The 25,619-nt window shown below is 70.2% G+C and carries 17 protein-coding genes; 4 read left to right on the top strand and 13 right to left on the bottom strand.

Annotated elements, in window-relative coordinates:
• Window positions 1-32: 32 nt before the first annotated feature.
• On the top strand, window positions 33-2,123 hold the full coding sequence (locus V5F66_RS15195; protein WP_394094165.1) for a sigma-54-dependent Fis family transcriptional regulator: 2,091 nt from the start codon (window positions 33-35) through the stop codon (window positions 2,121-2,123).
• 12 nt (window positions 2,124-2,135) lie between these two features.
• On the opposite strand, the gene V5F66_RS15200 is transcribed toward V5F66_RS15195, so the two are convergent.
• The 5 genes from V5F66_RS15200 to V5F66_RS15220 all read right to left on the bottom strand — a co-directional run bounded on the left by V5F66_RS15200 (window position 2,136) and on the right by V5F66_RS15220 (window position 6,068).
• Entirely contained in the window at window positions 2,136-3,269 is a 1,134-nt protein-coding gene (locus tag V5F66_RS15200; protein ID WP_394094166.1) for a hypothetical protein, read from the bottom strand.
• Window positions 3,270-3,399: 130 nt separating this feature from the next.
• Window positions 3,400-3,933 (bottom strand): winged helix DNA-binding protein, encoded by a 534-nt coding sequence (locus tag V5F66_RS15205; RefSeq protein ID WP_011996027.1) that lies wholly within the window; start codon window positions 3,931-3,933, stop codon window positions 3,400-3,402.
• 290 nt (window positions 3,934-4,223) lie between these two features.
• Complete coding sequence (locus tag V5F66_RS15210; RefSeq protein ID WP_011996028.1) at window positions 4,224-4,598, bottom strand: hypothetical protein; 375 nt, start codon at window positions 4,596-4,598, stop codon at window positions 4,224-4,226.
• A 151-nt stretch (window positions 4,599-4,749) separates the two neighbouring features.
• A complete protein-coding gene (locus V5F66_RS15215) occupies window positions 4,750-5,589 on the bottom strand; it encodes a sterol desaturase family protein (protein ID WP_393999680.1) in 840 nt (279 codons plus the stop codon).
• A 170-nt stretch (window positions 5,590-5,759) separates the two neighbouring features.
• Window positions 5,760-6,068, bottom strand: coding sequence for a hypothetical protein (locus V5F66_RS15220; RefSeq protein WP_394052724.1), 309 nt, complete (start codon window positions 6,066-6,068; stop codon window positions 5,760-5,762).
• Window positions 6,069-6,228: 160 nt separating this feature from the next.
• On the opposite strand from V5F66_RS15220, the gene V5F66_RS15225 reads away from it, so the two are divergent.
• Window positions 6,229-6,945 (top strand): response regulator, encoded by a 717-nt coding sequence (locus V5F66_RS15225; protein ID WP_011996031.1) that lies wholly within the window; start codon window positions 6,229-6,231, stop codon window positions 6,943-6,945.
• A 34-nt stretch (window positions 6,946-6,979) separates the two neighbouring features.
• On the top strand, window positions 6,980-8,380 hold the full coding sequence (locus V5F66_RS15230) for a sensor histidine kinase (protein ID WP_394094167.1): 1,401 nt from the start codon (window positions 6,980-6,982) through the stop codon (window positions 8,378-8,380).
• Here V5F66_RS15230 and V5F66_RS15235 read toward each other — a convergent pair.
• From V5F66_RS15235 to V5F66_RS15250, 4 genes are read right to left on the bottom strand one after another with little or no spacing between them, the layout of a single operon-like run.
• A complete protein-coding gene (locus V5F66_RS15235) occupies window positions 8,329-9,672 on the bottom strand; it encodes an amidase (protein WP_394094168.1) in 1,344 nt (447 codons plus the stop codon). The genes V5F66_RS15230 and V5F66_RS15235 overlap by 52 nt on opposite strands.
• A 35-nt stretch (window positions 9,673-9,707) precedes the next feature.
• Complete coding sequence (locus tag V5F66_RS15240) at window positions 9,708-10,088, bottom strand: cupin domain-containing protein (protein WP_011996034.1); 381 nt, start codon at window positions 10,086-10,088, stop codon at window positions 9,708-9,710.
• Window positions 10,089-10,114: 26 nt separating this feature from the next.
• Window positions 10,115-11,599, bottom strand: coding sequence for a 4-hydroxyphenylacetate 3-hydroxylase family protein (locus V5F66_RS15245; protein ID WP_394094169.1), 1,485 nt, complete (start codon window positions 11,597-11,599; stop codon window positions 10,115-10,117).
• 23 nt (window positions 11,600-11,622) lie between these two features.
• On the bottom strand, window positions 11,623-12,129 hold the full coding sequence (locus V5F66_RS15250; protein ID WP_011996036.1) for a flavin reductase family protein: 507 nt from the start codon (window positions 12,127-12,129) through the stop codon (window positions 11,623-11,625).
• A gap of 182 nt (window positions 12,130-12,311) precedes the next feature.
• Here V5F66_RS15250 and V5F66_RS15255 point away from each other — a divergent pair, with 182 nt between their 5' ends.
• Window positions 12,312-12,899, top strand: a complete 588-nt coding sequence (locus V5F66_RS15255; RefSeq protein WP_011996037.1) for a MarR family winged helix-turn-helix transcriptional regulator — start codon at window positions 12,312-12,314, stop codon at window positions 12,897-12,899.
• Between the two features lie 142 nt (window positions 12,900-13,041).
• On the opposite strand, the gene V5F66_RS15260 is transcribed toward V5F66_RS15255, so the two are convergent.
• Genes V5F66_RS15260 through V5F66_RS15275 form a run of 4 tightly spaced genes read right to left on the bottom strand, consistent with a single transcriptional unit; the run spans window position 13,042 to window position 25,444 of the window.
• Entirely contained in the window at window positions 13,042-13,782 is a 741-nt protein-coding gene (locus V5F66_RS15260; RefSeq protein WP_011996038.1) for an ABC transporter ATP-binding protein, read from the bottom strand.
• Window positions 13,779-14,924: an ABC transporter permease gene (locus V5F66_RS15265; RefSeq protein WP_011996039.1), complete on the bottom strand. Its 1,146-nt coding sequence runs from the start codon at window positions 14,922-14,924 to the stop codon at window positions 13,779-13,781. The genes V5F66_RS15260 and V5F66_RS15265 overlap by 4 nt, the downstream gene beginning before the upstream one ends.
• Before the next feature lie 37 nt (window positions 14,925-14,961).
• Complete coding sequence (locus tag V5F66_RS15270; RefSeq protein WP_394094170.1) at window positions 14,962-16,152, bottom strand: efflux RND transporter periplasmic adaptor subunit; 1,191 nt, start codon at window positions 16,150-16,152, stop codon at window positions 14,962-14,964.
• A gap of 55 nt (window positions 16,153-16,207) precedes the next feature.
• On the bottom strand, window positions 16,208-25,444 hold the full coding sequence (locus tag V5F66_RS15275) for an SDR family NAD(P)-dependent oxidoreductase (protein WP_394094171.1): 9,237 nt from the start codon (window positions 25,442-25,444) through the stop codon (window positions 16,208-16,210).
• Between the last annotated feature and the right edge of the window lie 175 nt (window positions 25,445-25,619).

Raw genomic sequence — 25,619 nt, forward strand, 5'->3', positions numbered from 1 at the left:
TTTCAGGGAGAGATGCCAAGCGAGGGACCAAGATGCCTGCTGTGCCGACGCCCGCCGTGTCGACCTCTGCACTGTCGTCCTGCGCCGCGACCGATGCCGTCCTCGCCGCCCGTCGCCGCTTCTTCTCCGGCGCGCCGGTGCCCGAGGACGCGCTGGCGCAGCCCATCCTGCGTTCCTGGACCCGCTGCGCCGCGCGCGGACTGGGGCCGCAGTCCCGTTCGCGGATGGAACCGCTGACCGACGGCGAGTTCACCGCCCGGCGCGAGCGCCACGAGACCCTGCGCCGCCGCTGCCGCCCGGAGTTGGAGGCGCTGCACGCCGCCGCCCGCGCGGCGGACAGCATCGTCATCCTCACCGACCCGTCGGGGCTGGTGCTCGACACCGTGGGCAGCGCCGATTTCGCCGATCGCGCCGCCAAGGTGGCGCTGCGCCCCGGCGTGAGCTGGAGCGAGGCCGAGACCGGCACCAACGCCATCGGCACCGCCCTGGTGGAGCGCCGTCCGGTGGAGGTGCGCGGCGCGGAGCATTATGCCGAGGCCAACGGCATCCTCAGCTGTGCCGCCGCCCCCATCCACGACCCGTTCGGGGAACTGGTGGGCCTGCTCGACCTGTCGGGGCCGGCCTCGGTGCCGCACCTGCACGCGCTGGCTCTGGTTGAGCTGGCCGCCGGCCAGGTGGAGCACCGCATGTTCGAGGGCGCCTTCCCCGACCACAGCCTCGTGCGCTTCCACGCCGACCCGAGCTTTCTCGGCACGGCGCGGGAGGGCATCCTTGTCTTCGAGGATTATCGCCTCATCGCCGCCAACCGGCCGGGCCTCGCCCTGCTTGGCCTTGGCTGGGATGCGCTGGGCGCCAAGCGTTTCGGCGACCTGTTCGAGGGCAGCCTCGGCAAGGCGGGGGAGGAGCGGCGGGTCCGCACCCGTCGCGGCGACGTGGCCATGCGCCTCGAACGGCAGGGCATGCCGGTGCGGACCGTTGCGCCGCGCGCCACCCCGTCAGCGGAGCGCCAGCCCGCGCCCGTGCCTGCCCAGGCTCCCGCCCAGACGGGCCCGCGCTTCGATGCCGCTACGGAGCGTGACCTCGGCCGCGCCGTGCGCCTCATGGAGGCCGGCGTGCCGGTGCTGATCCAGGGCGAGACCGGCGTCGGCAAGGAAGTGTTCGCCCGCCAGATCCACCGGCGCGGCAACCGGAGCGCCAGGGCGTTCGCGGCGGTCAATTGCGCGGCCTTGCCCGAGGGCCTCATCGAATCCGAGCTGTTCGGCTATGAGGAAGGCGCCTTCACCGGCGCCCGCCGCGCCGGCTTCAAGGGCCTGTTCCGCGAGGCGGACGGCGGGGTGCTGTTCCTTGACGAGATCGGCGACATGCCGCTTTCGCTCCAGAGCCGCCTCTTGCGCGTGCTGCAGGAGCGGGAGGTGACGCCGCTCGGTGGCGGGCGGCCGGTGGCGGTGGATTTCGCTCTGGTCTGCGCCTCCCATCGCGACCTGAAGCAGCGGGTGGAGGAGGGCAGCTTCCGCGCCGATCTTTATTTCCGCATCGCCCAATATACGGTGACGCTTCCGGCGCTGCGCACCCTCGCCGATCGCGAGGCGCTGGTGGATCGCCTGTGGGCGGAGATGGCCGGTGCCAGCCCCGGCGCGCCGACCCTTTCGGTCGAATGCCGGGCCGCCCTCGCGGGTTATGGCTGGCCGGGCAATTTCCGCCAGCTGGTGGGCGTCCTGCGGGTGCTCCAGGCCCTGGCCGAGCCGGGCGAGAGCGTGGGGGTCGAGGCCCTGCCGGCGGACGTGCGCAGCGCGCCGCTGGAATGGCGCGGCGCAGGCCGGCCCGCGGAGATCATGCCCCCCGGTGCGCAGGCGGACACTGCCCCGTCGCAGGAGTTCGGTGCCCGCGATTTCGGTGCTCGCGATCTTGGAGCTCGCGATCTTGGTACTCGTGATTTTGGAGCCGGTGATGTTGGCGCCCGCGATCTTGGCGCCTGTGATCTTGGGGCGGTAACGCGCGCGGCCATGGATGCGGCGCTGGCCGCCAGCGGCGGGAATGTCTCGCAGGCGGCGCGCCGGCTCGGCATCCACCGCAGCACCCTGCATCGCCATCTCGCCAGCCGCGGCTCCCGCGGCGGGCATTGAGACCTCAGCCCGTCAGGCCGCGGGCCGGACGGCACTCTCAGCGGCCTGCATCACCTCGGCGAGGGCGGGCAGCACCGTTTCGCGCATGCGGCGGCCGTAGAACAGCGCGAAATGTCCCGCATTGGGCACCACGACCTGCCGCTTCAGGTGGGCTGGAACGTTCACGCACAGGTCGTGGGCGGCTTCGGTCTGGGTCCGGGCCGAGATGTCGTCCACTTCCCCTTCCACGGTGAGGAGGGCGGTGGTGGAGAGGGCCTGCGCCCGCACCGCATGCCCGGCGACGGTGAGGCGGTCGCGGGCCAGGGCGTTCTCACGGAACACGGTTTCCACATTCTCCATGAAGAACTCCCCCGCCACGTCCATCATGCTCCAGCACAGCCGGGCGAGGGGAAAGCGCACGGGGTCTTCGCCGTCGTCGAAGGCGAGGCGGAACGGCAGGTCGCCCCCCGAAAGGCTCTGGCGCCACAGATAGAGGGCGAAGGCGTCGATCTGCCGCCAGGCGGGGAAGATGCGTCGCCCGGCGCCGGGAAAGGCGGAGGAGACGGTCTCGATCACCTGCCGCTCCAGCGCTTCCAGCGAGCGCTCCTGCAGCACGCGCCACAGGCGGGTGGGGTTGCGCGAGGGATCGATGGGGCCGCCGATCAGGCTGAGGCTTGCCGGCGCTGCGCCGGCCTCGGCGAGGAGGCAGGCGGCGGCGAAGGCCGGCAGCGCCCCCTGGCACACCCCGACGATGTGGATGCCGCCTTCCTCGCCAGCCCGAGCGTCGCCGGCCAGCGCGCGCGCCATCTGGGCGGTCTCCATGCAATTCTCGGCAAAGCCGAAGCGCCCGGCCGAGACCGGCACATAGCGGGCATTGGGCCATTCGGTGACCGCCACCGCGTCGGCGACGCCGAGCAGCGCCATCACCAGATCGCGCATGAGGAAGGGATAGGCCCCGGCCATGGGCGCCACCACCAGCACCCGGCGGCGCGGCTGCGGGCTGCGCGAGAACATCCGCATCTGGCCGAACGGCAGGCGGGCCCCCACCACATCCACCATGCCCGCGCCGGGCTGCGCGATGCCGAAGGCCTGGTAGGCCGCTTCGTTCAGGCGCTCGCTTTCGGTGGCTGCCCCGAATTGAAGGGGGCGCAGATCGTCAAGCCACATGGCGCCGGTTGATCCTCCCGCATGGTCAGTGGGCATCATAGAGCCAGTTGTCCCCACCGCGCCATGCCCCTGACGGGACAGGCGAAAACTCCCTACCCCGGTGCGCGGGACGAGGGGTCAATTCAATCGTTCAGAGCGAGGCGGCGGCGCGGGCGGACTGGTCATAGTGGCCGGAGAGGGCGCGCATGAGGGCGGCGATCTCCGAGAACTTCTCGGGGGCGATGCCGGTGGCCACCACGGCGCTGGTGAGCAGGGCCTCGCGCACCTCGCGGTAGCGCGCGCAGGTGGCGCGGCCCTGCTGCGAGGCGACGAGGGTCTTCTCCTTGCCGCGCCGCCCGGAGACGACAAGGCCCAGGGCCTGGAGCTTCTTGGCCGCATAGGTGACGAGGTGGGTATCCTCCACGTCCAGCACGAGGCACAGGTCGGCGATGGTCTTCGGCCGGTCGCGATGCACCACGTGGTGCAGCACCTGCACGTCGAGGGGCGACAGGTCCGGCACGCCCGCCGCCGCCATGCAGCGCACCATCCAGCGGCCATAGGCATGGATGAGCATGTTGAGGCCGAACTCGAACTCGGACAGGGCCGGGAGCGCGCCGTCCGCGAGATGGGCCGAGGAGACGATGGCGGGGCAGGGGCGGCCCTTTTCGCTCGTGGCGTCGGTCATGGCGTCAGGCCCAAGGGTGTTCGGGCGAGGGCGGCGGCGCACGCAGAGCCCGAGAGAGTGCCCATGGTTCTCCTCATCCCCGGCGGCGGCGCCTTCAGGAGCGGCCTCGATGCAGGCGGCGGGTCGCCCGCGCAGGGATGTTAAGTCATCTCGACAACTCGTCAACGAACAATGGATGTTTCGTCTGGATCGGCTTCAGGGGGATGCCGCCCCGGTCCGGCGAGGCCCGGACAAGCAAAAGGGCGCCCGCATGGCGGACGCCCTGTACTGCACTGCGTCGAAGGTGGGCCTCAGAAGGAGAGGGCGCCGACCTTCTCGACTTCCACGTGGTCGGCCACGCGGCTGATCTTCAGGGTGGTGCCGCTGCGGCCCACCGGGCCGGGCAGGGAGATCACCTGCTGCTGGCCGGGCTGGAGCAGCGTGGACACGCGGATCACGGCCGGAGTGGCGTCGGGCTCGGCGGCGGCATCGACGGTGGTGATCACCTCGTAGCCCTTGCTGTCCTTGACCCAGTAGGTCACGGCGGATGCCTTGCCGCCCAGGTGGGTCACGATGGCCTGACGCTCCGCGGGAAGCGGCTCGCCGGCGAAGGTGGTGGCGGCCACGGTCACGGCCGCCGTGGCAAGGAGGCCGGCCGCGCCGACGATCTTGAGGATGTTGTTCATGTCAGCCTCTGCGCACGCGTGCGGCCGACGGCCTAGGTTTCGGTGCGCTTATCTGCGATGAACATACCGTGATTGTTGCGATGCACAATCCGCATTTTCCGCAATACAGAAATGCATTCCATTCAGAGCAAGCTTCACTCTGATACCAATTTTACCCGGGAGGTCCGAACAGGACGCGCAGCTTGCCGCCGAGGCCGGGCGTCCGCCATGCGTCACGGAGCATGGAGATCCACTCGGAAAACACGATGACCAGTGGATTGCGGCTCGGGGTGGCGCCGGCGACGCCGAATCTCAGGGACTCGCCTCGCGGGGCCTCGGCAAAGGTGCCGAACAGGCGGTCGAACACGATGAGGACGCCGCCGAAATTGCGGTCGATGACGCTTGGGTTGGCGGCGTGGTGCACCGCATGGTGGCGCGGGGTGTTCAGCACCCATTCCAGCGGGCCGAGATGAGGCGGCCGGGCGAGGTGCAGGAAGAACTGGTAGACGAGACCGGCTCCCAGCATGCCGAACACCGCCAGCGGCGGAAAGCCCAGCGCCACCAGCGGCAGGTAGAACACGAGCCCGCCGGTGAGCTGGCCGCCCCAGCCGAGCCGCACCGCGGCCGACAGGTTGAGCCGGGTCGCCGAGTGGTGCACGGCATGGGTCGCCCACAGCCAGCGCACCTTGTGCATGGCGAGGTGGTGGAGGAAGTAGCAGAACTCCACCGCCAGGAAGAGCAGGACCCAGGGCGCGACGCCCTGCATGGGAATGTCGAACAGGCGGTGCCGGTAGACAAAGAACACCGGCACGGCGGCGAGCGAGGCGGTGAGCGCGCCGATGACCTTGTTGCCGGCCGCGATGGCAAGGGAGGCGCCGCTCTCCCCAGCGTCGTGGCTGTCCAGATGGTTCACCTTGTGGAACAGGTATTCCGCCGCCATCAGGGTGAGGGCGATCAGTGCGAAGCCCCCGGACTGGGACGCAATGGCGCCGCCGGTGAAGAAGCCGGGCATGGCTTTACCTCTTGACTGTCGAGAGCGCCCCCGCACCCCGGGTTTCAGGTCTGGTCGTGTGTCGCGGGTGCAGCGGTGCCGACGCCGTGGAGGTCGGTGGCCGGGCCGCGGCTTTGGGGCGGCTCGCCGCGGCCCGGCACTCCCAGGCGGTGAAGCCTGGAAGGGGTGGCTCAGTAGCGCGACACCGTGCCGGAGCGGTTCACGCTGTTGCCGTTCGGGCCGGTGGAGGTGTGGTTGTAGTTGTAGGTGCCCGGCGCGGTCTGCGTGACACTGCCGGAACGCGCCACCGTCCCGCCGTAGGGGCCGGTGGTCGTGGCGCTGCGGCTGCAGGTGCCGCCGGCGCAGCCGCCCGACGCGCTGGAGGTGTAGGTGCCACGGGGCGTGGAGGTCGAGCCGCTCCGCGTCCAGGCGGCGGCCTCGGTGACGGCGGCAACGGAGAGGACGGCGGTGAGGGAAAGTGCGAGCACCGTGCGGTTCATGACTGGCTCCGAAGGAGGGGCCGCTAGGCCCGTTGCGATGGCGCCACCTTCCGCTCCCGCCTTTGCGTCCGGTTTGCGCCGGGGTGAGCTGCTGTAACGTTTTGTAACCACCGCCGCGGCGCGTATTGCTGGCAGCTCCCGGCTTGGCGACACTTCCCCCATGGCTCAGCGCACCCTTCTCCTGGTCGAGGACGACCGCGAAATCCGCTCCCTCCTCGCCGATTTCCTGGGGCGGGAGGGCTATGGCGTGCTGGCGGCGGAAGACGGCGCGGCCATGGACCGGCTGCTCGCCACCACGCGGCCCGACCTGGTGGTGCTGGACCTGATGCTGCCGGGGGAGGACGGGCTCTCCATCTGCCGGCGGCTGCGGGCGCGCAGCGGCCTGCCCATCCTCATGCTCACCGCCAAGGCTGACGACGTGGACCGCATCGTCGGGCTCGAAATGGGAGCGGACGACTATCTGGTGAAGCCGTTCAACCCGCGCGAGCTGCTCGCCCGCATCCGCGCCGTGCTGCGGCGTGCGGACGGGGCCATGCCGCAGCCGCAGTTCCAGTCGCGGCGCGTGGCCTTCGCGGGCTTCGTGGCGGACCTCGACGCCCGCAGCGTGGGATGCGCCGAGGGCGAGGCGCTGGATCTCACCTCCGCCGAGTTCGAGCTGCTCGCCTGCTTCCTGGAGCGGCCCAAGCGGGTGCTCTCCCGCGACCAGCTCCTGGACTGGACCCGCGGGCGCAGCGCCGATCCCTTCGACCGCACCATCGATGTCTCGGTGAGCCGGTTGAGGCGCAAGCTCGTCGCCGCCGCGCCCGAGGCGGCCCTGCTCATCAAGACCGTCCGCAACGGCGGCTACCTTTTCGCCGCCGATGTCCGCACCCTCTGAAAAGCCCCCCGGCACCCGCTCCAGGGACCGCGCCTTGCCCCGTTTCGGTATCGCCGCGCGCATCGCGATCATTGTCGTCGGGGCGCTGGTGGTGGTGCAGGTGCTGATGCTGGTGGCCTACATCACCGAGCGCCGCGGCGCCGCCCCCCTCGGCCCGTTCGTGCCCATGCTGCAGCGGGTGGCGGCACTGGCCCAGCTGCTGGAGGAGGTGGGGCCGACCCAGCGCGAGCTGGCCCTGCGCGCCACCACCGTTTCCGGATTTGCACCGGTCTACGTCACCGAGCGCCCGCAGGTGGAGACGCCGGCCTATCTCGGCTTCGCCGCGGCACGCATTCGCCAGCTCATGGGCGGACCGCCTGATCGCTTCGTGGCGCTGGCCCTCATCGGTGGCGAGACCGTGGGGCTCGGCCGGGTGGAGCGCCTGCGCGACCTTCGGGGGGCGCGGCTGAGGCTCGTGGTGGGGCTCGAAAGCGGGGGCTATCTCGACGTGCTCGCGGGCGGCGACCTGACCGTTCGCCTCCTGGGCCTGCCGGTGGGGCTGATCGCCGGCATCCTCGGCTTCCTGGTGGCGCTGGCCGCCTTGTTCGCCGTGCGGCGGGAGACCCGACCGCTCTCCGATCTCGCCGAGGTGGTGGAGCGCTTCGGCGCGCGGCTGGAGCCGCTGGAGGTGCCCGAGCGCGGGGCGCCGGACGTGCGCCTCGTCATCCGCGCGGTGAATGCCATGCAGGCGCGCATCGCCGAACTGGTGCGCATGCGCACGCTGGTGCTCGGTGCCATCAGCCACGATCTGCGGACCTATCTCACCCGGCTGCGGCTACGGTTGGAATTGCTGCCGCCGGGGCCGCAGGTGGAGAAGGCGCAGGCCGACCTTTCCGGCATGCAGGCGCTGGTGGACGACGCCCTCGCCTTCGCCCGCGCCACCTTCGCCCCGACCCAGGGCGAGCGGGTGGACCTTTGCGCCCTTGCCCGCGCCGAAGTCGAGGCGCGCCTCGGCGAGGGGGGCGCGGTGAGCCTGTCCGGGGCCGACGCGCCGCTGCTGGTGAATGGCGCGCGCGGGGCGCTGGCGCGGGTGCTGGCCAATCTCGTGGGCAACGCCCTCACTTATGGAACGTGCGCCGACATCGCGCTCATCGACCTCGGCGATGAGGTGGAGCTGCGCGTGGACGATCGCGGCCCCGGCATTCCGGTGGCCGAGCGGGCGAGCGTGTTCGAGCCCTTCTACCGGGTCGAGCCCTCGCGCAACCGGGACAGCGGCGGGGCCGGGCTCGGCCTCACCATCGTGCGGCAGATCGTGGAGGGGCACGGCGGCGAGGTCGTCATCGACGATCGTCCGGGCGGTGGCGCGCGCCTGCGGGTGCTGCTGCCGAAGGCGGGCTCGGCCGATCAGGCGGAGAGCGCCGCCTCCACCCCCGCCGCGACGGCGAAGAGGGACTGATCGGTGCCCGGCGCGCCGGCCAGCATCAGCCCCACGGGCGCGCCGGGGAGCGGCAGCGAGATGGCGCAGCCGTCGATCATGTTGATGAGGGTGGGGTTGCGCAGGGCCAGCAGGTTGGCGCGGCCATAGGCGTCGTCGTCGGTGGCGAGATCCGCGATCCTCGGCGGCAGGATGGCCACGGTGGGCATCACCAGTGCGTCGAAGCCGGCGAGACGGGCGGCAGCCCGCTGAACCAGCGCCCGGCGGGCGGCCACCAGCTCCACATAATCGGCGGCGGACTGCTCCGCCCCGCGCTTGATGCGGCCGGCGACACGCGGGTCGTAGGCGTCGGCCTTCTCCGCCAGCAGGCGGCGGTGCACCGCATAGCTCTCGGCGGCCGAGAAGCCACCCTTGGAATTGATGGTCGCCACTTCGCCGAACTCCGGGAAGGGCGCGGAAACGATATGCGCGCCGGCCTGGGCCAGCGCCTCCACCGCCGCCTCGAAGGCCTTGGCCACCTCGGGGTCGAGCCCATCCAGTGCCACGGTGGTGGGTACAAGCAGGCGCAGCCCCTTGACCGGGCGTGGCGCCAGCGGCGCCGGCTCGCTGCCTGAGAGGATGGCGTCCAGCGCCGCGCAGCAGTCCACCGACCGGGCGATGGGGCCGATGGAATCCAGCGTCGTGGAGAGAGGGAAGGCGCCCTCGCGCGGCACCCGGCTGGCGGTGGGCTTGTAGCCGGTGATGCCGCAGAAGGCGGCCGGGATGCGGCAGGAGCCACCGGTGTCGGTGCCGAGCGCGGCGTGGGCCATGCCGTCCGCCACCGCCACCGCCCCGCCGGAGCTGGAGCCGCCGGAGACGCGGCCGCCTTCCGCGCGCTCGAACGGGGCGCGCGGGTGGCCATAATGCGGGTTCATGCCAAGGCCGGAATAGGCGAACTCGGTCATGGTGTTGCGGCCGAGGAGCACGAACCCCGCCCGGCGCAGGCGCGCCACCGCCGGGGCGTCCGCCGTCGCCGGGGCATTGTCCTTCAGCACCTTGGAGCCGGCGGCGGTGACCTCGCCGGCCACGTCGAACAGGTCCTTCACCGAAATGGGGATGCCGGCGAAGGGCGAGGGCGCCGCCCCCGCCTGCCGCAGTTCGTCCTGCGCCTGCGCCGCCTTCAGCGCCCCCTCCCGGTTCACGCTGACGAAGGCGCGGGCGCCTTCGCCGGCGGGGTCGGCAATGCGATCGAGGCAGGCTTCCGCCAGCGCCCGCGCCGTGGTGCGCCCGGAGGCGAGGTCTTCGGCGAGGGCGGCAAGGGTCGGCTGGGGCATGGCGAAGTCCGGGTCAGCAGAAGGGGCGGGCGGGATCAGGCCGGGTCGAAATAGTGGATTTCGAGCAGCATGCAGCCCTTATCCGATTTGAACGGCCCGTGGAACGCGCCCGGGGGGCGCACCGCATAGGTGAAGGGCGAAAAGCTCTCGCCGCCCTCGCCGTTTTCGTCATTGCCCACGGTGAGGTCGCCGGTGACGAGGAACACCTCTTCCCAATATTCATGCACGAAGGGCTTCGTCGTGAACACGCCGGCGTCGAACTTCAGCAGGCGCGTGCGCGAGCCGCTCTTGTTCTCCTCGTCCAGCGCGCCGGAGAGGATCTTCTGCTTGATGCCTTCCGGATAGCCCGGCGGCACTTCCCAGCCGGTGGCAAGGTCGAGGGTGTGGAACTCGTCGTGGATCTTGGTGATGGGCATCGGGGCAGTCCTGCGGTGAAAGGGGATCACTCGGCGGCGCGGGCGGCGGTCGGGGCCACCTCGTCGGCGAGGGAATAGGAGGAAAGCATCATGTCGAGCAGGCGCTCGGCGCCGGCCCAGTCATAGGTGCGGAAGGAGTGGTTCTTCACCACGAAGCCGGCCCCCGCGTAGAACATCTCGTACTGGGCGTGGCGGGAGGCGAATTCCGAGCCCACCGCGTCCCAGGCGAGCTTGTAGAACTTCACCTTTTCTTCGGCGCTGGCGGCCGGCGACTGTTGGGTCTTGGCGATGAGGGCGGCCAGCTCCGGGTTCTGATAGTCATGCACCGAGGAGGGCAGCATGATCATGCCGCCGCCGGCCAATTCCCGCAGGGTGGTGATGAACTTGCCGTAGAGCTGCTGGGTCAGGGTCTGCGCGGCGTAGAGGGTGTGGCGGTCGGGCACGAAATAGGGGCCGTAGAAGCTGCCCTTGGCCTCCATGGCGGCGACGAAGGCATCCACCATGGCGGCCTCGGCGGCGAGCTGGCCCAAGGTCTCGCGCACCTGCGGGAAACCGGTGGTGCCGTTCACCTCGGCCGTGCGCCGGGCGATGGCGAGCAGGAATTTCAGCTTCACCGACAGGCGGATCTGGGCCTGGTAGTTCTGGTAGACATGGGCCGGGGTGGCATGGAACTGCCGGCCGGTCATGGCGATGTCGCCGGCGATGAAGACCCGGTCCCACGGCACCTTCACGTCGTCGAAATACAGCACCGCGTCATTCTCGTCGAAGCGGCTCGACAGGGGATTGTCGAACACCGACGGGGCGCCTGCCTCATAGGACTTGCGCGACAGGATCTTCAGGCCCTTCGTGTTCATGGGAATGGCGAAGGAGAGGGCGTAGGCCTCCTCGCCCTTCTGCAGCGGCTGGATGCAGGTGACGAACACCTCATTGGCCATGATGCCGCCGGTGGCGAGCATCTTTGCCCCGCGCACGGTGATGCCGGAGGTGTCCTCGTCCACGATGGCGGCGGAGAGGAACGGGTCGGCCTGCTCGGCCGCGTTCTTGGAGCGGTCGGCCTGCGGGTTGATGATGACGTAGGTGAGATACAGATCGTTGTCGCGCGCATGGCGATAGTAATCGCCAAGCGCCCGGGCACGGGCCGGATCGTACAGCTCGAACTGGTCGAGGCCCATGTACATGCCGGAGATGCAGGACGCAACATGGTCCGGCGCGCGGCCGAGGAAGCCGGCGTGCAGCTCGGTCCAGGCCTCAAGGCCCCGGCGGCGCGTCTTCAGCTCGTCATAGCTGGTGGGCAACTGCCAGATGCGGTTGGCGAGCGTGCCGGTGTCGGTCTCGAAGGTCATCAGCGCGCGGTTGTCCGGCGCGCTGTGGAAGTCGAACATGCGCCCCACCGAGGCCACCGCGCGGCGGAAGGCGGGGTGGGTGGTGGCGTCGGAAATCTTCTGGCCGTCGAGGAAGATCTCGCGGCCGTCCCTGAGGCTGGCGATGTGGGCGCTGCCGGTCTTGATCATGGCGGGTGCTCCGGAAATGGGGGTCAGGACGCGGCGGCCGCAAGGCTGCGGTAGCGTCCGGCATGGAAGACGAGGGGATCAGCCCCCGGCGCGCAGCGATGGGCGAGGACGCGGGCGATGAAGATCTCGTGGTCGCCGCCGTCATGGATGGCGTGGGGCACGCATTCCAGATGCGCCGCCGCCTCGGCGATCAGCGGGGCGCCGCCGGCCCCGCGCAGATGCGCCACCCCGGCCCATTTCTCTCCCTGCGCGCAGGCGAAGCGGCCGGAGAGATCCTGCTGGTGGTGGGCCAGCACGGAGATGCCGTAGGCGCGCGCGGTCCTGAGCGCGGGCAAGGACAAAGCCGACCGCGCCACCGAGAACAGCACCAGCGGCGGATCGAGGGACACCGCGTTGAACGAGCTCATGGTCATGCCGACGAGGGTGCCGTCCTCGCCCTCGGCGGCCACGATGGCGACGCCGGTGGCGAAGGCGCCGAGGGTGCACCGGAAGGCGCGGGTGTCGAAGGCGTCTGCTGGGTTGGCCGACATGGGGCAATGTCCGCTTCAATTAGCTTTGTAACAAAGCTATTATGAAGAGGCGATAGACGTCAAGCCCCTTGTGCGCCTATGAAGCGCGATCAGGATATGTCCGCGTCGGGGGCAAGGCGGGTCCGGGTCACGTCCCGCTGTCGGCACCGCGCCCGCCGGCGGCACGACCAGGGAGCGCCCGCATGCCGCAATCCACGTCCACCACCCGCCGGCGACTGCCCCTGACCGCCTCCCGCGGCGCCCTGCTGGTGAACGGGTCGGATCTCGAATTCCGTGAGATGGTGCACAATATGCTGGCGTTCGCCGCCGCCCTGCAGGAGGTGCGCAACCGGCTCGGCGGCCTCATCGGGCTGTCGGGCACCCAGTACACCATCCTCAATTCCATCGCCCGGCTCAGCCGGGGCACGCCGGAACTGGGCGTCAACGCGCTGGCGGAGCACCTGCACCTGTCGGGGGCGTTCGTGACCATCGAGGTCAACAAGCTGGTGCAGGCCGGCCTCGTCACCAAGGTGCCGAACCCGGACGACCGCCGCCGCGTGGTGCTGGCGGTGACCGAGGAGGCCGAGCGCCGCCTCGCCGAGCTGACACGGGTTCAGGTGCCGGCCAACGACGCCCTGTTCGAGCCGCTCTCGGCAGCCGACTTCAAGGCGCTGCGCGCCATCATCGGCCGGCTCGCCGGCACCGGCGAGCGCACCCTGCGGCTGATCGAATATATGGCGCCCACCGGCACGCTGGACGATGTCGCCGACCACCTGCCGCCGGCTGTGTGAGGGGCTGCGATCCGAAAGCCGGATCCGGCCGGAAGCATCTCATACCATCGGCCTCGGTGTTCGACCGATGCCAAGTGGGTACGCCCAAACGCCGCGCGGGCTTTGCCATTGCCCCTTGAGCAAAGCTCACGGGGCAATGGTCTCACACCTGCAGTCGCGCCTTCATGGCGCCGCCGGGACGGACTTCCACCACGCGGCCGTCGCTCATCTCCACGATGCGGTCGAAGATGTCGGACCAGCGCGGATCGTGGGTGACCACGCACACCGCCACCCGGTGCACGTCGGCCAGCGTGCGGAACACCTCCATCACCTGCCGCCCGCGCGAGCCGTCCAGCGCCGCCGTGGGCTCGTCCGCCAGCAGCATGACCGGATCGTTGGCCAGCGCCCGGGCGATGGACACGCGCTGCTGCTCGCCGCCGGACAATTGGGAGGGATAATTGTTCTCGCGGTGGTCGAGGCCGAACTGGGCCAAGAGTTCCCGCGCGCGCGCCTTCGCCTGCTTGGGCCGCACATCGTTGATCTCGAGGGCGATCTGCACATTCTCCACCGCGGTGAGGAAGGGGATCAGGTTCGCCTTCTGGAAGATGAAGCCCACATGGGTGCGGCGGAAGTCGCGCAGATTGTTGAGGCGGGTCGTGGCATTGGCGATGGGCTGGTCGCGGAAGTGCACGGTGCCGCTGGTGGGCGGCTCCAGCAGTCCGGCGATCATCAGGAAGGTGGTCTTGCCCGAGCCGGACGGACCGACGATGCCGGTCAGCTCGCCGGATTTCAGCGCCAGCGTCATGTCGGTGAGGGCGCGCACCTCGTTGGCGCCGGAGAGATAGGTCTTCGAGGCGTTGCGCACCTCCATCACCACATGGCTGGGCCAGAATTGAGCGGTCACGCCAGCACCTCCTGCGCCCGCACCTTCATGGCCCGCCGGATCGCGAACCAGCTCGCGCCGAGGCTAATGACGAGCAGCGATCCGCCGATGGCCGCGAGGTCGTCGGGCAACAGCAGCACGGTGCGCGGGAAGTTGGGATAGAGCGTGAAGGAGATCGCCAGCGCCACCGAGAAGCCGAGCAGGGCGATCCACAGGGCCTGTTGCACGATGAGGCCGATGATGACCCGGTCCCGCGCGCCGATGAGCTTCAAGAGGGCGATCTGGTTGATCTTCTCCAGCGTCAGCATGTAGATCGTCAGCGCGATGATGGAGCCCGCCACCAGCAGCGTCATGGCGGTGAAGGCGAGGATCTGCACCCGAAGCCGCCACAGCCGGCCGTCGAGCAGCATGGAGCGCTCTTCTTCTTTCGTGAGGACTTCCACGTCGCCCCAGTTCTTGATCTGGGCCTTCACCACCAGCGGGTCGGCGTTGGGCTTCAGCTCCACCATCACCGCCGCCAGCGCGCCGCCGTCGCCGAGGCCCATGCGCGAGCGCCCCTTGGCCACCCGGTTCAGCAGGATGGCCTCGGAGGGCAGCACCCGGTTGATGGCCTGGGAATCCGCGATGGTGACGAAGAACATGCCGTCGCCGCCCATGTCGACCTGGCCCTTGGTGAGGCCCACCACGGTGTAGTCGTCATGGCCGAGGCGGATCACGTCGCCCACCAGCAGGCCGGTGGTCTGGTCGGCGATGGCCTCGTAGCGGGTGGAGCGGAACAGCCTGCCGTCGATGAGCGGGATCCAGCTGCCGGAATCCTTGGGGTAGTCGATGCCGGTGACGGCGAGGCGCACACTCTTGCCGTTGATGTCGTATTGCTGGTTGTACTGGATGAAGCGGCGGGTGGCGGCCACCCCCGGCACCCCCTCCACCCGGCGGTCGAGGCTGGAGGGCACGGCGGAGGTCTCGGCGAACGGGCCGGAGCGGCCGCCCTCCACCACCCACAGGTCGGCGCCCACGTCGTTGATGATGAGCAGCGCCTCGTGGACGATGCCGCGATAGAGCCCGATCATGCCCATGGTCGCCCCCAGCAGGAGGCCGATGCCTACCGCCGTGAGGGCGAAGCGCAGCATCGAGAACCGCATGTCCTTGAGGGCGATGTTCATGGGCCTGCGCCTCCGCCGCCAGTTGCGCCCATTGGCGTCAGGGCACCTCTTCCCCGAGGTCGACCGGCTCGAAAGAGTAACGGCCGACCGGCGACAGCACCACGTCGCCGGCCTTCAGGCCGCGCGAGACCTCGATGTTGGTGCCGCTGGTGTAGCCGAGCGCCACCGGGGTCCAGGTGGCCCGGCCCGACCGCGCCAGCCAGACGCCGGCGCGCCCGTCGCGGCGGGTCACGAAGGTTTCCGGCACGCCGATGGCCATCGCCGGGGATTGCGCTTCCACCGCCACATTGGCGCGCTGCCCGATGGCCCAGCTTTCGGGGAGGGCATCAAGGTTGATGTCGATGGTGAACTCGCGGGTCTCCTGGTCCACCTGCCGCGACAGGCGCAGCACCTGCCCGGTCCACACCCGCGTGGGATCGGAGGCGAAGCGGATGCGCGCCGCCTGCCCCGGCCTGATGGAGGAGCGGGCGGATTCGTCGAAGCGCGCGGAGATGATGATTGTGGACAGCTCCACCACCTGCATCAGGTTGGCGCCGGGCAACAGCAGGTCGCCGGGATTGCGCTCGCGCGAGATCACCACGCCGTCGAGCGGTGAGGTGATGGTGGCATCGGCAAGGCGGGCCTCCAGCACCTTCACGTTCGCCTCCTGGGCGAGCAGCTCCGCCTTCGAGCGCTCGATGGCGGCGTCGGCGCGGGCCATCTCCGCCTGGGCCTGCAGGAAGTTGGATTCGGCGGTGGTCAGCTCGGCGGGGGAGATGACATTGGTGCGGGCGAGGGTGGTGCGCCGTTCGAACTCGATCTTGGCCCGGTCAAAGCCGGCCTTGGCGCGGGCGCGTTCGCTCTCGCTCCCGGTGATGCCGAGGGCGGCGGCGCTGGCCTGCGCCTGGGCGGCGGCGAGCTGGTTCTGGAGGTCCACCGATTCCAGCCGCGCCAGCACCTCGCCCTTCTTCACCACATCGTTCTTGTCCACCTCGATGGACTTGAGGAAGCCCTGGATACGGCTCGTCACCACCACGCGGTTGATGGCGTCGAGCAGGCCCGGCCCGTTGATTTCAAGGCTCATGGGGCGGGGCTGCACCTGGTGCCAGGCGGCGGTGCGCGGCACCACATACCAGTAGCCGAGCAGCAGTCCCGCCACCACGGCGACGGCGAGCGCGATGGTGAGGCGGCGCCAGCCCGCGGAATAGTCCGTCTCGACCAGAGCGGGGGGAAGGGGCTGCGGCTTCACCGTGTCCCCTCCGCAGGCGGAAGGCGTCCGCCCCTGCGGGCGATGGCTGCCTTGCTCACGCGGTCTCCTCCTCCGCGTCGGTATCCACGATGGAGGCCACCCCATCGGGGCCGACGCCCATGCGGTCGATCACCTCCTCAAGGAAGCCCCGGCCCTCGGACCGCGTCAAGGCGGTGAGGTCGAAGCCGATGCGGTAGGCGAGACCGTCGGCGCTCTGGAAGGAGCGCAGGTCGATCTCGTTGATGGCATAGCGCGAGAGCTTCGCCGAGAGCGGCGCCACCTTGATGAGGCCGAGATCCAGCTCCTCCGCCTTGCCCTGCCGCTGCAGCGCGGAGGTGGTGGCCCCCCGGGCGAAGCGGTCCGGCGTCTGCATGCCGGTGTAGTAGAGCGAGAAATAGGAGCCCTTCGCTACCAGCTCGTCGTGGAGCGGGCCGTCCGCGCAGGCATATTCGAACGGCACGTAGGGCAGCGTCTGGTTGAGCTGTTCGGACAGGTGGGCCGCCAGCGTCTCCAGCTTCGGCATGGCGCGCGTCGGCGCCCTGAGCAGGGTGGTGCCGGCCACCCAGCTGATGAGGCTGGTGAGCCGCCGGTCGGTGCGCATGGCGGCCGCCACGCCGGCGATCACATCGTCCTGGCCGCCCCGGGCGGCGAGGGTCTGGGTGTAGGCGGCGATCAGGAGCGCGGTCTCGGTCACGCCGGCGGCGCGGGCCCTTGTCTGCACCCGGTCCTGGCCGGCGGGGCTGAGGAAGGCGAACATCTCCGCGCCCGGCCCGCCGTGGGTGAGGTCGAGGTTGGGGACGAGCCCCTTCGCCTTGCGGCCGAAGTTCGGCAGCTGGGGCGGGCTGTCCCCGTAGAGGTTGCGCAGGTAGGCGTCGCGCTCGGCCATGAAGGCCGGGTCCAGCGCCCGCTCGAACTCGCGCACATATTGCTCGACGCCCATTTCGGCGGGCGGCAGCGGAATGCCCAGGAAGGCCTGGAACAGCTCTTCCACGAACACGCCGAGCGACCAGCCGTCGAACACCGTGTGGTAGCCGTGGGCCATGACCACATCGCCATCAGCCGCGCCGCGCAGTACGGTGATGCGATAGGGCGGGTTGGTGAACGGGTCGAACTCGTCCTCCAGCAGCGCGGCGATGCGGGCATCCACCTCGGCGGCGTCGGCGCCGGGCATGTCCTCCACCGCCATGGACGGCTCGCCGGGCGGCAGGATGAAGGCGCGCGGAACGCCGTCGTCTCCCACCACGAAGCGGGTGCGCAGGGCTTCCTGGCGCTCCTCCACCAGCATGAGCGCGCGGCGCATGCGGTCGATGTCGGCGCGCGGCGAGATGCGGAAGGCGCGGCCGATGGTCCAGGACACCCGATAGGCGTGGTTGGTCTCGCTCTTCATGAGGGCGCGCAGCAGCATGCCCTGCTTGAGGGAGACCGGAACCTCGCGCTCGCCGTTGCTCTGCACCGGCGGGGGCGTGGGCGCCGCCGCCGGCGGGGCGGCGGGCACGACGATGGGACGGGCCTTGGCTTGCGGCGCGTGCCAGGCCGCCTCGATGACCGCTGCCGGGATGCCGCTGAGTTCCGACACGGCGGTGGCGATGCCATCGAGGAGGGCGCGCCCGGTCTCGGCCGGGAAAGCGGCGGTGTCGAGGGCGAGCCGCAGCCTGAGGCCCGCGCCTTCCGCCACCACGTCGAGCCGCAGCTCGTTGAACGGATCGGTGAGCACCACTAGTGGCTCGGTGATGCCGAGGGCCTTGGCCCGGGCCGCACCGTCGGCGTCGATGAAGGCGAAGCCCACCTGCCGCAGCGCCGCGCCGGCGGTGTTGAGGCGGTCCGCCAGCAAGGCTTCCACCGCCGCCGTATCCAGCGCCCGGTGGCTTCGCGCTGCGGCGAGGCGTTGGCGCGCCCGCCGGATCAGCCAGTCGGCGGGGGCGTCCAGGCGGTCCAGCAGCAACGGCGCGCCGGTTCCCACGGGGCCGATCAGGGCGGCGGGGACTTCCCGCCGGACCGGGTCATGGCATTCCACCAGCGCCCGCTCGATGCCGAAGCCAGCAGCCAGTGCGCGGCCCAGCGCGGCGACGAGGAGCGCTTCCTGGTCCGGCGCGGCGAGCGCGTCGAAACCCGGAACGCTCAGGGTGGCGTCGAAATGGCCCACTGCGCCGCGATTGAGGCCGAAGCCCGCGGGCGCCGACGCCAGGGTGCGGCCGAGGCTCGGCAGGGCCTTGGGCGGCGTGCGCAGCATTTCCTTCCAGAAGGCCATGTGCCCGGCGAGGGCCATGGAGCCATCCGCCGGCCGCTCGGTGGCGGCGAAGGCGGCAAAGGGCGTGCCCGGCGCGGGCGTCGCCTCAGCCGCCGCGACGAGGGCGGCGAGCGCGAGATGGGGGGACAGGGCATCCGCCGCCGCGCGATGGGCCCGCGCATGGAGCGTGAGGGCGCCGTCCGCCGCCTTGGAGAGGCCGAACCGCCACAGCGGTCCCGGCTGGGTGACCGGCGCAAGGCCGGAGGCGTCGGTGATCCACTCGAGGTCGGGGGCTTCGCCGGCGACGATCTCGCCGGTGGCCGTGCCGGTGAGCTTGAGGGCGTCCTCGGCCAAGGCGAGGGCGGCGAGCGCCTGCGCCAGCCTCTCGAAATCGACCGCGGGATCGACCGCGCGGGAGGCCGCGACTTCCAGCGCCGCCCGGGTGACCGGGGAGGTCATGGGCCGGCCGGAGAGGGCGATCACCGCCTCCTGCCGCACCAGCGGACGGAACACCGCGCCGGCGCCCGTGCCGCCGGCCCCGCTGCTGCCGTCGGCAAGCGCCGCGGCGGTGGCTGCCCGGGCCTTCTGGGTGGCCTCGAAGGTGGCGGCCACCACGCCGGACAGGCCGGTGACGGTGGGGGTCTGGAGGAACTTGGCCACCGGGATGTTCACATCCACATGGGCCTCGATGCGGTTCTTCAGCTCGAACGACGACAAGGAGTCGAGTCCGAGCTCGGACAGGCGGCGGTCGGAGGGGATGTCGTTGGGCGACACCTTCAGCACCTTCGCCACCTCGCCCCGGATGAGGTCGGCCAGAAGGCCGTCCCACGCCTCGCGCGGGGCGGCGAGCAACTCGGCCTGGATGCGCGAGCGCCCGCCGGTGCGCTGGGCGAGCAGCGGCTTCACGCGCGCTGTTCCGGCGGTGCGCGCCAAAGCCCGCGAGATGGCAGCCCAGTCGGCGCGGGCAAAGCCGAGGTTCTCGTCCTCGGCGCGCAGCAGCGTGCCGAGGGAGGCGGCGGCCTCCGTGTCCGGCACCGGCTTCATGCCGATGCTTTCCAGATAATTGCCCAGCGCCTCCGAGCGGGCGACGAAGCCCGAGCCGGCGATGGAGCCCCAGGCCGCCGCCGAGCCGGCAAGGCCCCGGCTCTTGCGGAACGAGCCCATGCCGTTGAGCACCGAATTGGCCGCCGTGTAATTGGCCTGGCCGGGGCTGCCGATGACCTGCGCCAGCGACGAGAAGCTGACGAAGAAGTCGAGGTCCGCCCCGTGCCGGGTCACCGCGCGGTGCAGGCTCCAGGCGCCGCCCGCCTTCGGGCGGATGACGCGGGAGATCTGGCCTTCGTCGAGCTGGCTGACGAAGCCGTCCTGGATCACCGCCGCGCCGTGGACGATGCCCTTGAGCGGTTTGTCCGACCTGGCGTGGGCGGCGACCAGCGCGTCCACGGCCTCGGCGTCGGTCACATCGAGGGCGATGGGAACCACCTCGGTCCCTCGTGCCGCGATGGCGGCGAGGACCGGCTCGGAGTCCGCGTCGGGGGTGCCGTTGCGGCCGCACAGCAGCAGCCGCCCGGCGCCCTGCCGGCTGAGGAAATCCGCCACCGCCACGCCGAAGCCGCGCAGGCCGCCGGTGACGAGATAGCTCGCCTCGCCCGAGAAGCGCATGGGCTGGTTGAGGTCGACTTCCACCTCGATGGCGGGCTCGTCGAAGGTGAGCACCACCTTGCCCAGATGCTGCGCCTTGGAGAACAGGCGCATGGCCTCCGCCGCCCGGGACACCGGGAAGCGGGTGGCCACCAGCGGTCGGTAAAGCCCCTGCGCCACCTTGGCCTCCACCGCCCGCAGCAGGGACGACAGGCGCGCGGGGCGCTCGTCGGCGATGGTGGAGAGGTCGATGACCGAATAGGAGTTGTTGTAATAGAGGGACTTGAGCCCGATGGGCTTGTCCTGGGCGAGGTCGCGCTTGCCGATCTCCACGAAGCGGCCGAAGGGCGCAAGGCACTCCAGCCCCTTGTCGATGCCGGCGCCCGACAGGGCGTTCAGCACCACGTCCACGCCGCGCCCGCCGGTGGCCGCCCGCACGGCCTCGGAGAATTCGAGGCTGCGCGAGTTCATCACGTGCTCGATGCCGAGCTGGCGCAGGAAGTTGCGCTTGGTGTCGGAGCCGGCGGAGGCCAGGATCTCGGCGCCGATGTCGCGCGCCACCTGGATGGCGGCAAGGCCCACGCCGCCGGTGGCCAGATGCACCAGCACCTTCTCGTCGGGTTCGAGGCGGCCGATGTCCACCAGCGAATAATGGGCGGTCATGAAGGCGGCGGGCAGGGTGGCCGCGTCTTCCAGAGCCACGTCATCGGGCACATGCATGAGGAAGCGGGCGTCGGCGGCGGCGAACCGGCGCAGGAAGCCCTTGCCCATGCCCATCACCCGGTCGCCGACCTTGAAGCCGGTGATGCCTTCGCCGGTGGAGCGCACCGTGCCGGCGAATTCCAGGCCGAGATTACGCCACCAGGCGCCTTCGCCCTCCGCCTCATCGGGCAGGATGCCCGTGGCGGCCATGATGTCGCGGAAGTTGAGGCCCACGGCGGCCACTTCCACCACCACCTCGCCCGCCTTGGGCGTGGGGTAGGGGCACTCGCGCACCACCACATTGTCGATGAGGCCGGGGCTGGTCATCGTCACGGTGAAATTGGCGGGGTCGGAGCCCTTTGCGATGGTGCGCCGGCGCGGCGCGAGGCCGTTGAGCGGGCCCTGCCGCAGGCGCGGCACGGTGCGTTCGGTGCCGCGCAGGATGATTTCCGCCTCGTCGCTCTCTTCCAGCACCGCCTGGGCGAGAGCCATGCCCTCGCTGAAGGCGGCGGCGTCCGCGTCCACATGGCGGATGGCGAATTCCGGGCATTCGTTGGCGAGGGTCCGCGACAGGCCGAGCAGTGCGGAATCGGCGAGGCCTTCCGTCGCCATCGGCCCGTCACCTGGGATCAGGCGGCTGGCGCGGCCGATCACCACCAAAGCCGGGCGGCTCGGGGCTGTGCGCAGGCGGTCCAGCACCTGGCCCACCGTGACGAGGCCGAAGGAGGCCGCTTCCACCGCGTCGACGAGGCGCGCGGTGGACAGCTCCGCCTCCGGCCCCAGCTCGACCCCCGCCGTCGCCGCATAGACGATGCCGGTGAGGCCCTCGGGCGCGGCGAGCCGCTGTTCGATCAGGCGGGTGGCGTCCTCCGCCTTCATGGCGGTGAAGAGGTCCGGCGCCAGGGTTTCCACCGCCGCGCCCGATGCCACGAGGGCGGAGGCCAGCGGCTCGGTGGTGGCCGGATCACCCGACAGCACCAGCCAGCGGCCGAGCCGCACCGGGGTGTCGGCCTTGGGCGCCACGGTCTCGAAGGTCTCCTCGATCACCACGGTGCCGCCGTCATTGGCGTTCGTCTTCAGGGCGCCGAGGGTTTTGACCTTGAGGTTCTCCACCGCCAGCAGCGGCGTGCCGTCCAGCCCATAGACGCGGTAGATGCCGGTGTCGTCGACGGGATCGGTGAAGAATTCGCAGATGACTTCCGGCGGCAGGGGACCCGCCACCATCACCTTGCGGATGCCCACCGGCAGCATCAGCTTGTACTTGCCGGCGACGCTCTCCTCGTCGGGCAGCGGTTCGCCGGGGATCCACAGGCCGAGGTCCACGTCCTCCAGCACGAGGCCGGACTGGAGCACGCTGTCGAACAGGCCGGGGAAGGCGATGAAGCCGTCGCGCTTGGCGGCATCGGCGCTGGAGATGCGCGCCACCGCATGGCGCGGCCCGGCGAGCCACAGGGCGTCCACCGCCTGGAAGGTCGGGCCGTAGTCGAGGCCGTGGCGGGCAGTGAGGCGGTAGAAGTCCTCGCGCTCGATGGCCGGCCGGGTCTCAAGGATGGCCGGGTCGAAGCTGGCGGGGGGCACGGCGAAGGCATGCTGCCAGCCATAGGCCTCCACGCGCAGCCGCCAGTCCTCCTCGGTGTCGCGCTTCATGGAAGAGATGCGCAGCCGGCTGGTGGTGGGATCATAAGTGGTGCGCAGCAGCACCACGTCGTCGCCGCCGATGGACAGGGCCTCGTAGATGCGGAAGTCGCGCAGCTCCACCGGGGCCTCGCCGAACAGCGCGCGCAGGGCGCCCGCCATCATCTCCACATAGCCGACGGTGGGGAACAGGCAGTCCCCGCCGGGGCGGTGGTCGGCGAGATATTTGGCGCTCTTGAGGGTGATCTCGTTGGTCCAGGCCGGGTCCGGCCCGATCTCGCGCCAGCCGAGCAGCGGGTGGCGGTCGCCGTCGAACAGGAATTGGCGCGCTTCCAGCGGCAGTTGCACCAGCCGCTCGTTGACCCAGGGCCGACGCGGCAGGGGCAGGTGCTCTTCCGCACCAGTGTCGCTCTCGCTCCAGTCGAAGGACGCGCCGTTCACATAGAGGCTGGCCAGCGAGCGGGCCATCACGAGGCGGTCGTCGCCCTGCCGCTCCAGCGAGGACACGGCCACCACGGAGGCGTTGTGCTCTTGGGCGATGCCGTGGATCAGCGGCGTGACGGTGCGGTGCGGACCCAGTTCCAGGAACGCGTCGATGCCCAGATCCAGGCAGAAGTCGATGGCCTTCTTGTAGCTCACGGCCTGGCGCAGGTTCTGCCACCAGTATTCGCTGTCGAAGCAGGTCTCCAGCATGCCGGTGACGGTGGAGACGATGGGGAAGGACGGCGGCTTCCAGGAAATCTCGCCGAGGCCTTCGCGGAACTTCGCCTCGCAATCGTCGAGGTGGGGCGAGTGCCAGCCGAAATCCATGGTGAGGCGGCGGGCGGTGACATCCGGATAAAGCCGCTTCACCTCCTCCAGCAGCGCCACCACGGGCGCTTCCATGCCGGAGATGGTCTGGGCGGTGGGGCCGTTGAAGGCGGCGACAACCACGGACCCGTCGTCCGGCAGCAGGGGGGCGAGCTGGTCGTAGGTGACGCCCAGCGTCGCCATGGCGCCGCGCCGGGTGCTGCCGTGGGGGATGAGGCCGCGGTGATAGATGATCTTGGCGCAGGTATCGAGATCGATGCAGCCGGCGATGTGGGTTGCCGCCACCTCGCCGAAGCTGTGGCCCACCAGCAGTTCCGGCGTGAGCCCGCGCTCCCGCCACATGCGGTAGAGGCCCACCTGGTTGGAGAAGATGGCGGCCTGGGTCACGTCCGCATCGTTGATGCGGGTGGTGGCCTCGTCGCGGGTGATCTCCTCGATCACGGACCAGCCGGTATAAGGCTTCAGCACCTCGTCGAAGGTCTCGACGAAGGCGCGGTAGGTCTTGTCCTCGGTGAGCAGCTTGCGGGCCATGGCCCACCACTGGCCGCCCTGGCCCGAGAAGGTGAAGGCGAGCCGCCGGGGCTTGGCGCGGCCGGTGATGATATAGGGCGCGATGGCCTCGTTGGCCGGCGCGTCGGCGCCCAGCGCGAGGGTGCGCAGCTTCAGTGGCAGATCCTGCGCCTGAGGATCGGCGAGGATCGCCGCCCGCTCGGTCAGGTGGTCGCGGCTGGTCTTGAGGGCGTTCGCCAGGGTCTCGTAGGGAACGTCGGCGAGGGCGCCGCCTTCATCCACCGCGTCGGCGAGTTCTTCCGCCCACAGGCCAAGGGCGGCCTTGCCGTTGGCCGAGAGCGGAATGAACACCGGGCCTTCGGCGGGCGCCGGCCGGGCGCGCAGGTCGGCACGAAGATCGGTGCGGGGCCGCTTGCCGCCGTGGAAGCTTTCCACCGCCACCGAGGCATTGGTGCCGCCGAAGCCGAAGGAATTCACCACCGCGAGCCGCACGTCGTGCTCGCTCGAATAGGGGGTTGGCTCCACCGGGACCGACAGGCCCAGCGCATCGAACGGGATGGTCGGGTTGGGGGTCTCGAAATTGAGGTTGGGCGGCACGATGCCGTGATGGGTGGACAGCACGATCTTGATCAGCCCGGCGACGCCTGAGGCGGATTCCAGATGGCCGAGATTGGGCTTGAACGAGCCCACCAGTACCGGACGATCCACCCGGCCGGCGCCGAACACGCGACCGATGGCGCTCGCCTCGATGGGGTCGCCCACCGGGGTGCCGGTGCCGTGGGCCTCCACGTAGCCCACGTCCTCCGGGTCGATGTTGGCATGGCCCACCAGGCTTTCCAGCATGGCGGTCTGGGCCACGTCGCTGGGGGCGGTGAGGGTGGGGGTGCGGCCGTCCTGGTTCACCGCCGAGCCGCGGATCACCGCATAGATGCGGTCGCCGTCGGCGACGGCGCGGGCCAGCGGCTTCAGCACCACGATGCCGCAGCCCTCGCCACGGACGAAGCCGTCGGCGCGGGCGTCAAACGTATAGATCCTGCCGGTGGCCGACAGCATGTTGGCGCTGGCGAAGGCCACGAACGGGCCGGGGTCCAGCATCAGGTTGACGCCGCCGGCGAGTGCCACGTCACAGGTGCCCATGGCGAGGTGGCGCATGGCCTGGTCCACCGCCACCAGCGCCGAGGAACAGGCGGTGTCGAGCGCGATGCTCGGCCCCTTCAGGTCGAGCCGGTGGGAGATGCGGTTGGCCGCGATGGAATAGGCCGAACCTGTGCCGGCAAAGATGTCGGTGGCGACGCGCCGGTAGCGCTGGCTGTAGCTGAAGTCCGAGGTGGAGATGCCGACGAAGACACCGGCGCGCTGGCGCTGCAGGGTGCGCAGCGGCACGCCCGAATCCTCGATGGATTCATAGGCCACCTGCAGCAGCAGGCGCTGCTGGGGATCCATGGACATGACCTCGCGCGGGGCCATGTCGAAGAAGGCGGGATCGAAGTTGAAGACATCGCCGGAGAGGAAGCCGCCCCACTTGGAATAGGAGCGCCCGGCGCTCTCGGGGTCGGGATCATAATAGTTGCGGACGTTCCAGCGATCCGCCGGTATTTCGCGAATACCGCATCGTTTGCCCAGCAGGAAGGACCAGTAACCTTCCGCGCTCGTGATGCCACCTGGGAAACGACAGCCGATTCCGATGACCGCAACAGCTTCGGGTTCTTGACCAAGGCCGTTTCCGACCACCCGCGCCTGACCATCGAGAAGATCTAAGCTATCCATGGGAAGCGCCCTCTTCCGCAGAATTGCCGCAACGCAACCTATTCAAAACCACGCGGGGCTGTCACGTTTTTTCTTTTGCGTTTTCCGAAAATCCAAGTAGACGCCCATAGGTTAAGTAGGTTGAGGCACCATACTACCGAGTTTTGCTTGCGTTTTTTCAGAATTTCCGCCACAC

This window comes from Xanthobacter versatilis, assembly GCF_043193975.1.
GTDB lineage: Bacteria > Pseudomonadota > Alphaproteobacteria > Rhizobiales > Xanthobacteraceae > Xanthobacter > Xanthobacter autotrophicus_E.

Excerpts from the sequence above, each read along its gene's own strand:
- V5F66_RS15205 (WP_011996027.1), bottom strand. The coding sequence starts at position 3,933 with ATGACCGACGCCACGAGCGAAAAGGGCCGCCCCTGCCCCGCCATCGTC.
- V5F66_RS15240 (WP_011996034.1), bottom strand. The coding sequence starts at position 10,088 with ATGCCCATCACCAAGATCCACGACGAGTTCCACACCCTCGACCTTGCC.
- V5F66_RS15220 (WP_394052724.1), bottom strand. The coding sequence starts at position 6,068 with ATGAACCGCACGGTGCTCGCACTTTCCCTCACCGCCGTCCTCTCCGTT.
- V5F66_RS15215 (WP_393999680.1), bottom strand. The coding sequence starts at position 5,589 with ATGCCCGGCTTCTTCACCGGCGGCGCCATTGCGTCCCAGTCCGGGGGC.
- V5F66_RS15255 (WP_011996037.1), top strand. The coding sequence starts at position 12,312 with ATGCCGCAATCCACGTCCACCACCCGCCGGCGACTGCCCCTGACCGCC.
- V5F66_RS15225 (WP_011996031.1), top strand. The coding sequence starts at position 6,229 with ATGGCTCAGCGCACCCTTCTCCTGGTCGAGGACGACCGCGAAATCCGC.
- V5F66_RS15235 (WP_394094168.1), bottom strand. The coding sequence starts at position 9,672 with ATGCCCCAGCCGACCCTTGCCGCCCTCGCCGAAGACCTCGCCTCCGGG.
- V5F66_RS15265 (WP_011996039.1), bottom strand. The coding sequence starts at position 14,924 with ATGAACATCGCCCTCAAGGACATGCGGTTCTCGATGCTGCGCTTCGCC.
- V5F66_RS15250 (WP_011996036.1), bottom strand. The coding sequence starts at position 12,129 with ATGTCGGCCAACCCAGCAGACGCCTTCGACACCCGCGCCTTCCGGTGC.
- V5F66_RS15195 (WP_394094165.1), top strand. The coding sequence starts at position 33 with ATGCCTGCTGTGCCGACGCCCGCCGTGTCGACCTCTGCACTGTCGTCC.
- V5F66_RS15275 (WP_394094171.1), bottom strand. The coding sequence starts at position 25,444 with ATGGATAGCTTAGATCTTCTCGATGGTCAGGCGCGGGTGGTCGGAAAC.
- V5F66_RS15200 (WP_394094166.1), bottom strand. The coding sequence starts at position 3,269 with ATGTGGCTTGACGATCTGCGCCCCCTTCAATTCGGGGCAGCCACCGAA.
- V5F66_RS15210 (WP_011996028.1), bottom strand. The coding sequence starts at position 4,598 with ATGAACAACATCCTCAAGATCGTCGGCGCGGCCGGCCTCCTTGCCACG.
- V5F66_RS15245 (WP_394094169.1), bottom strand. The coding sequence starts at position 11,599 with ATGATCAAGACCGGCAGCGCCCACATCGCCAGCCTCAGGGACGGCCGC.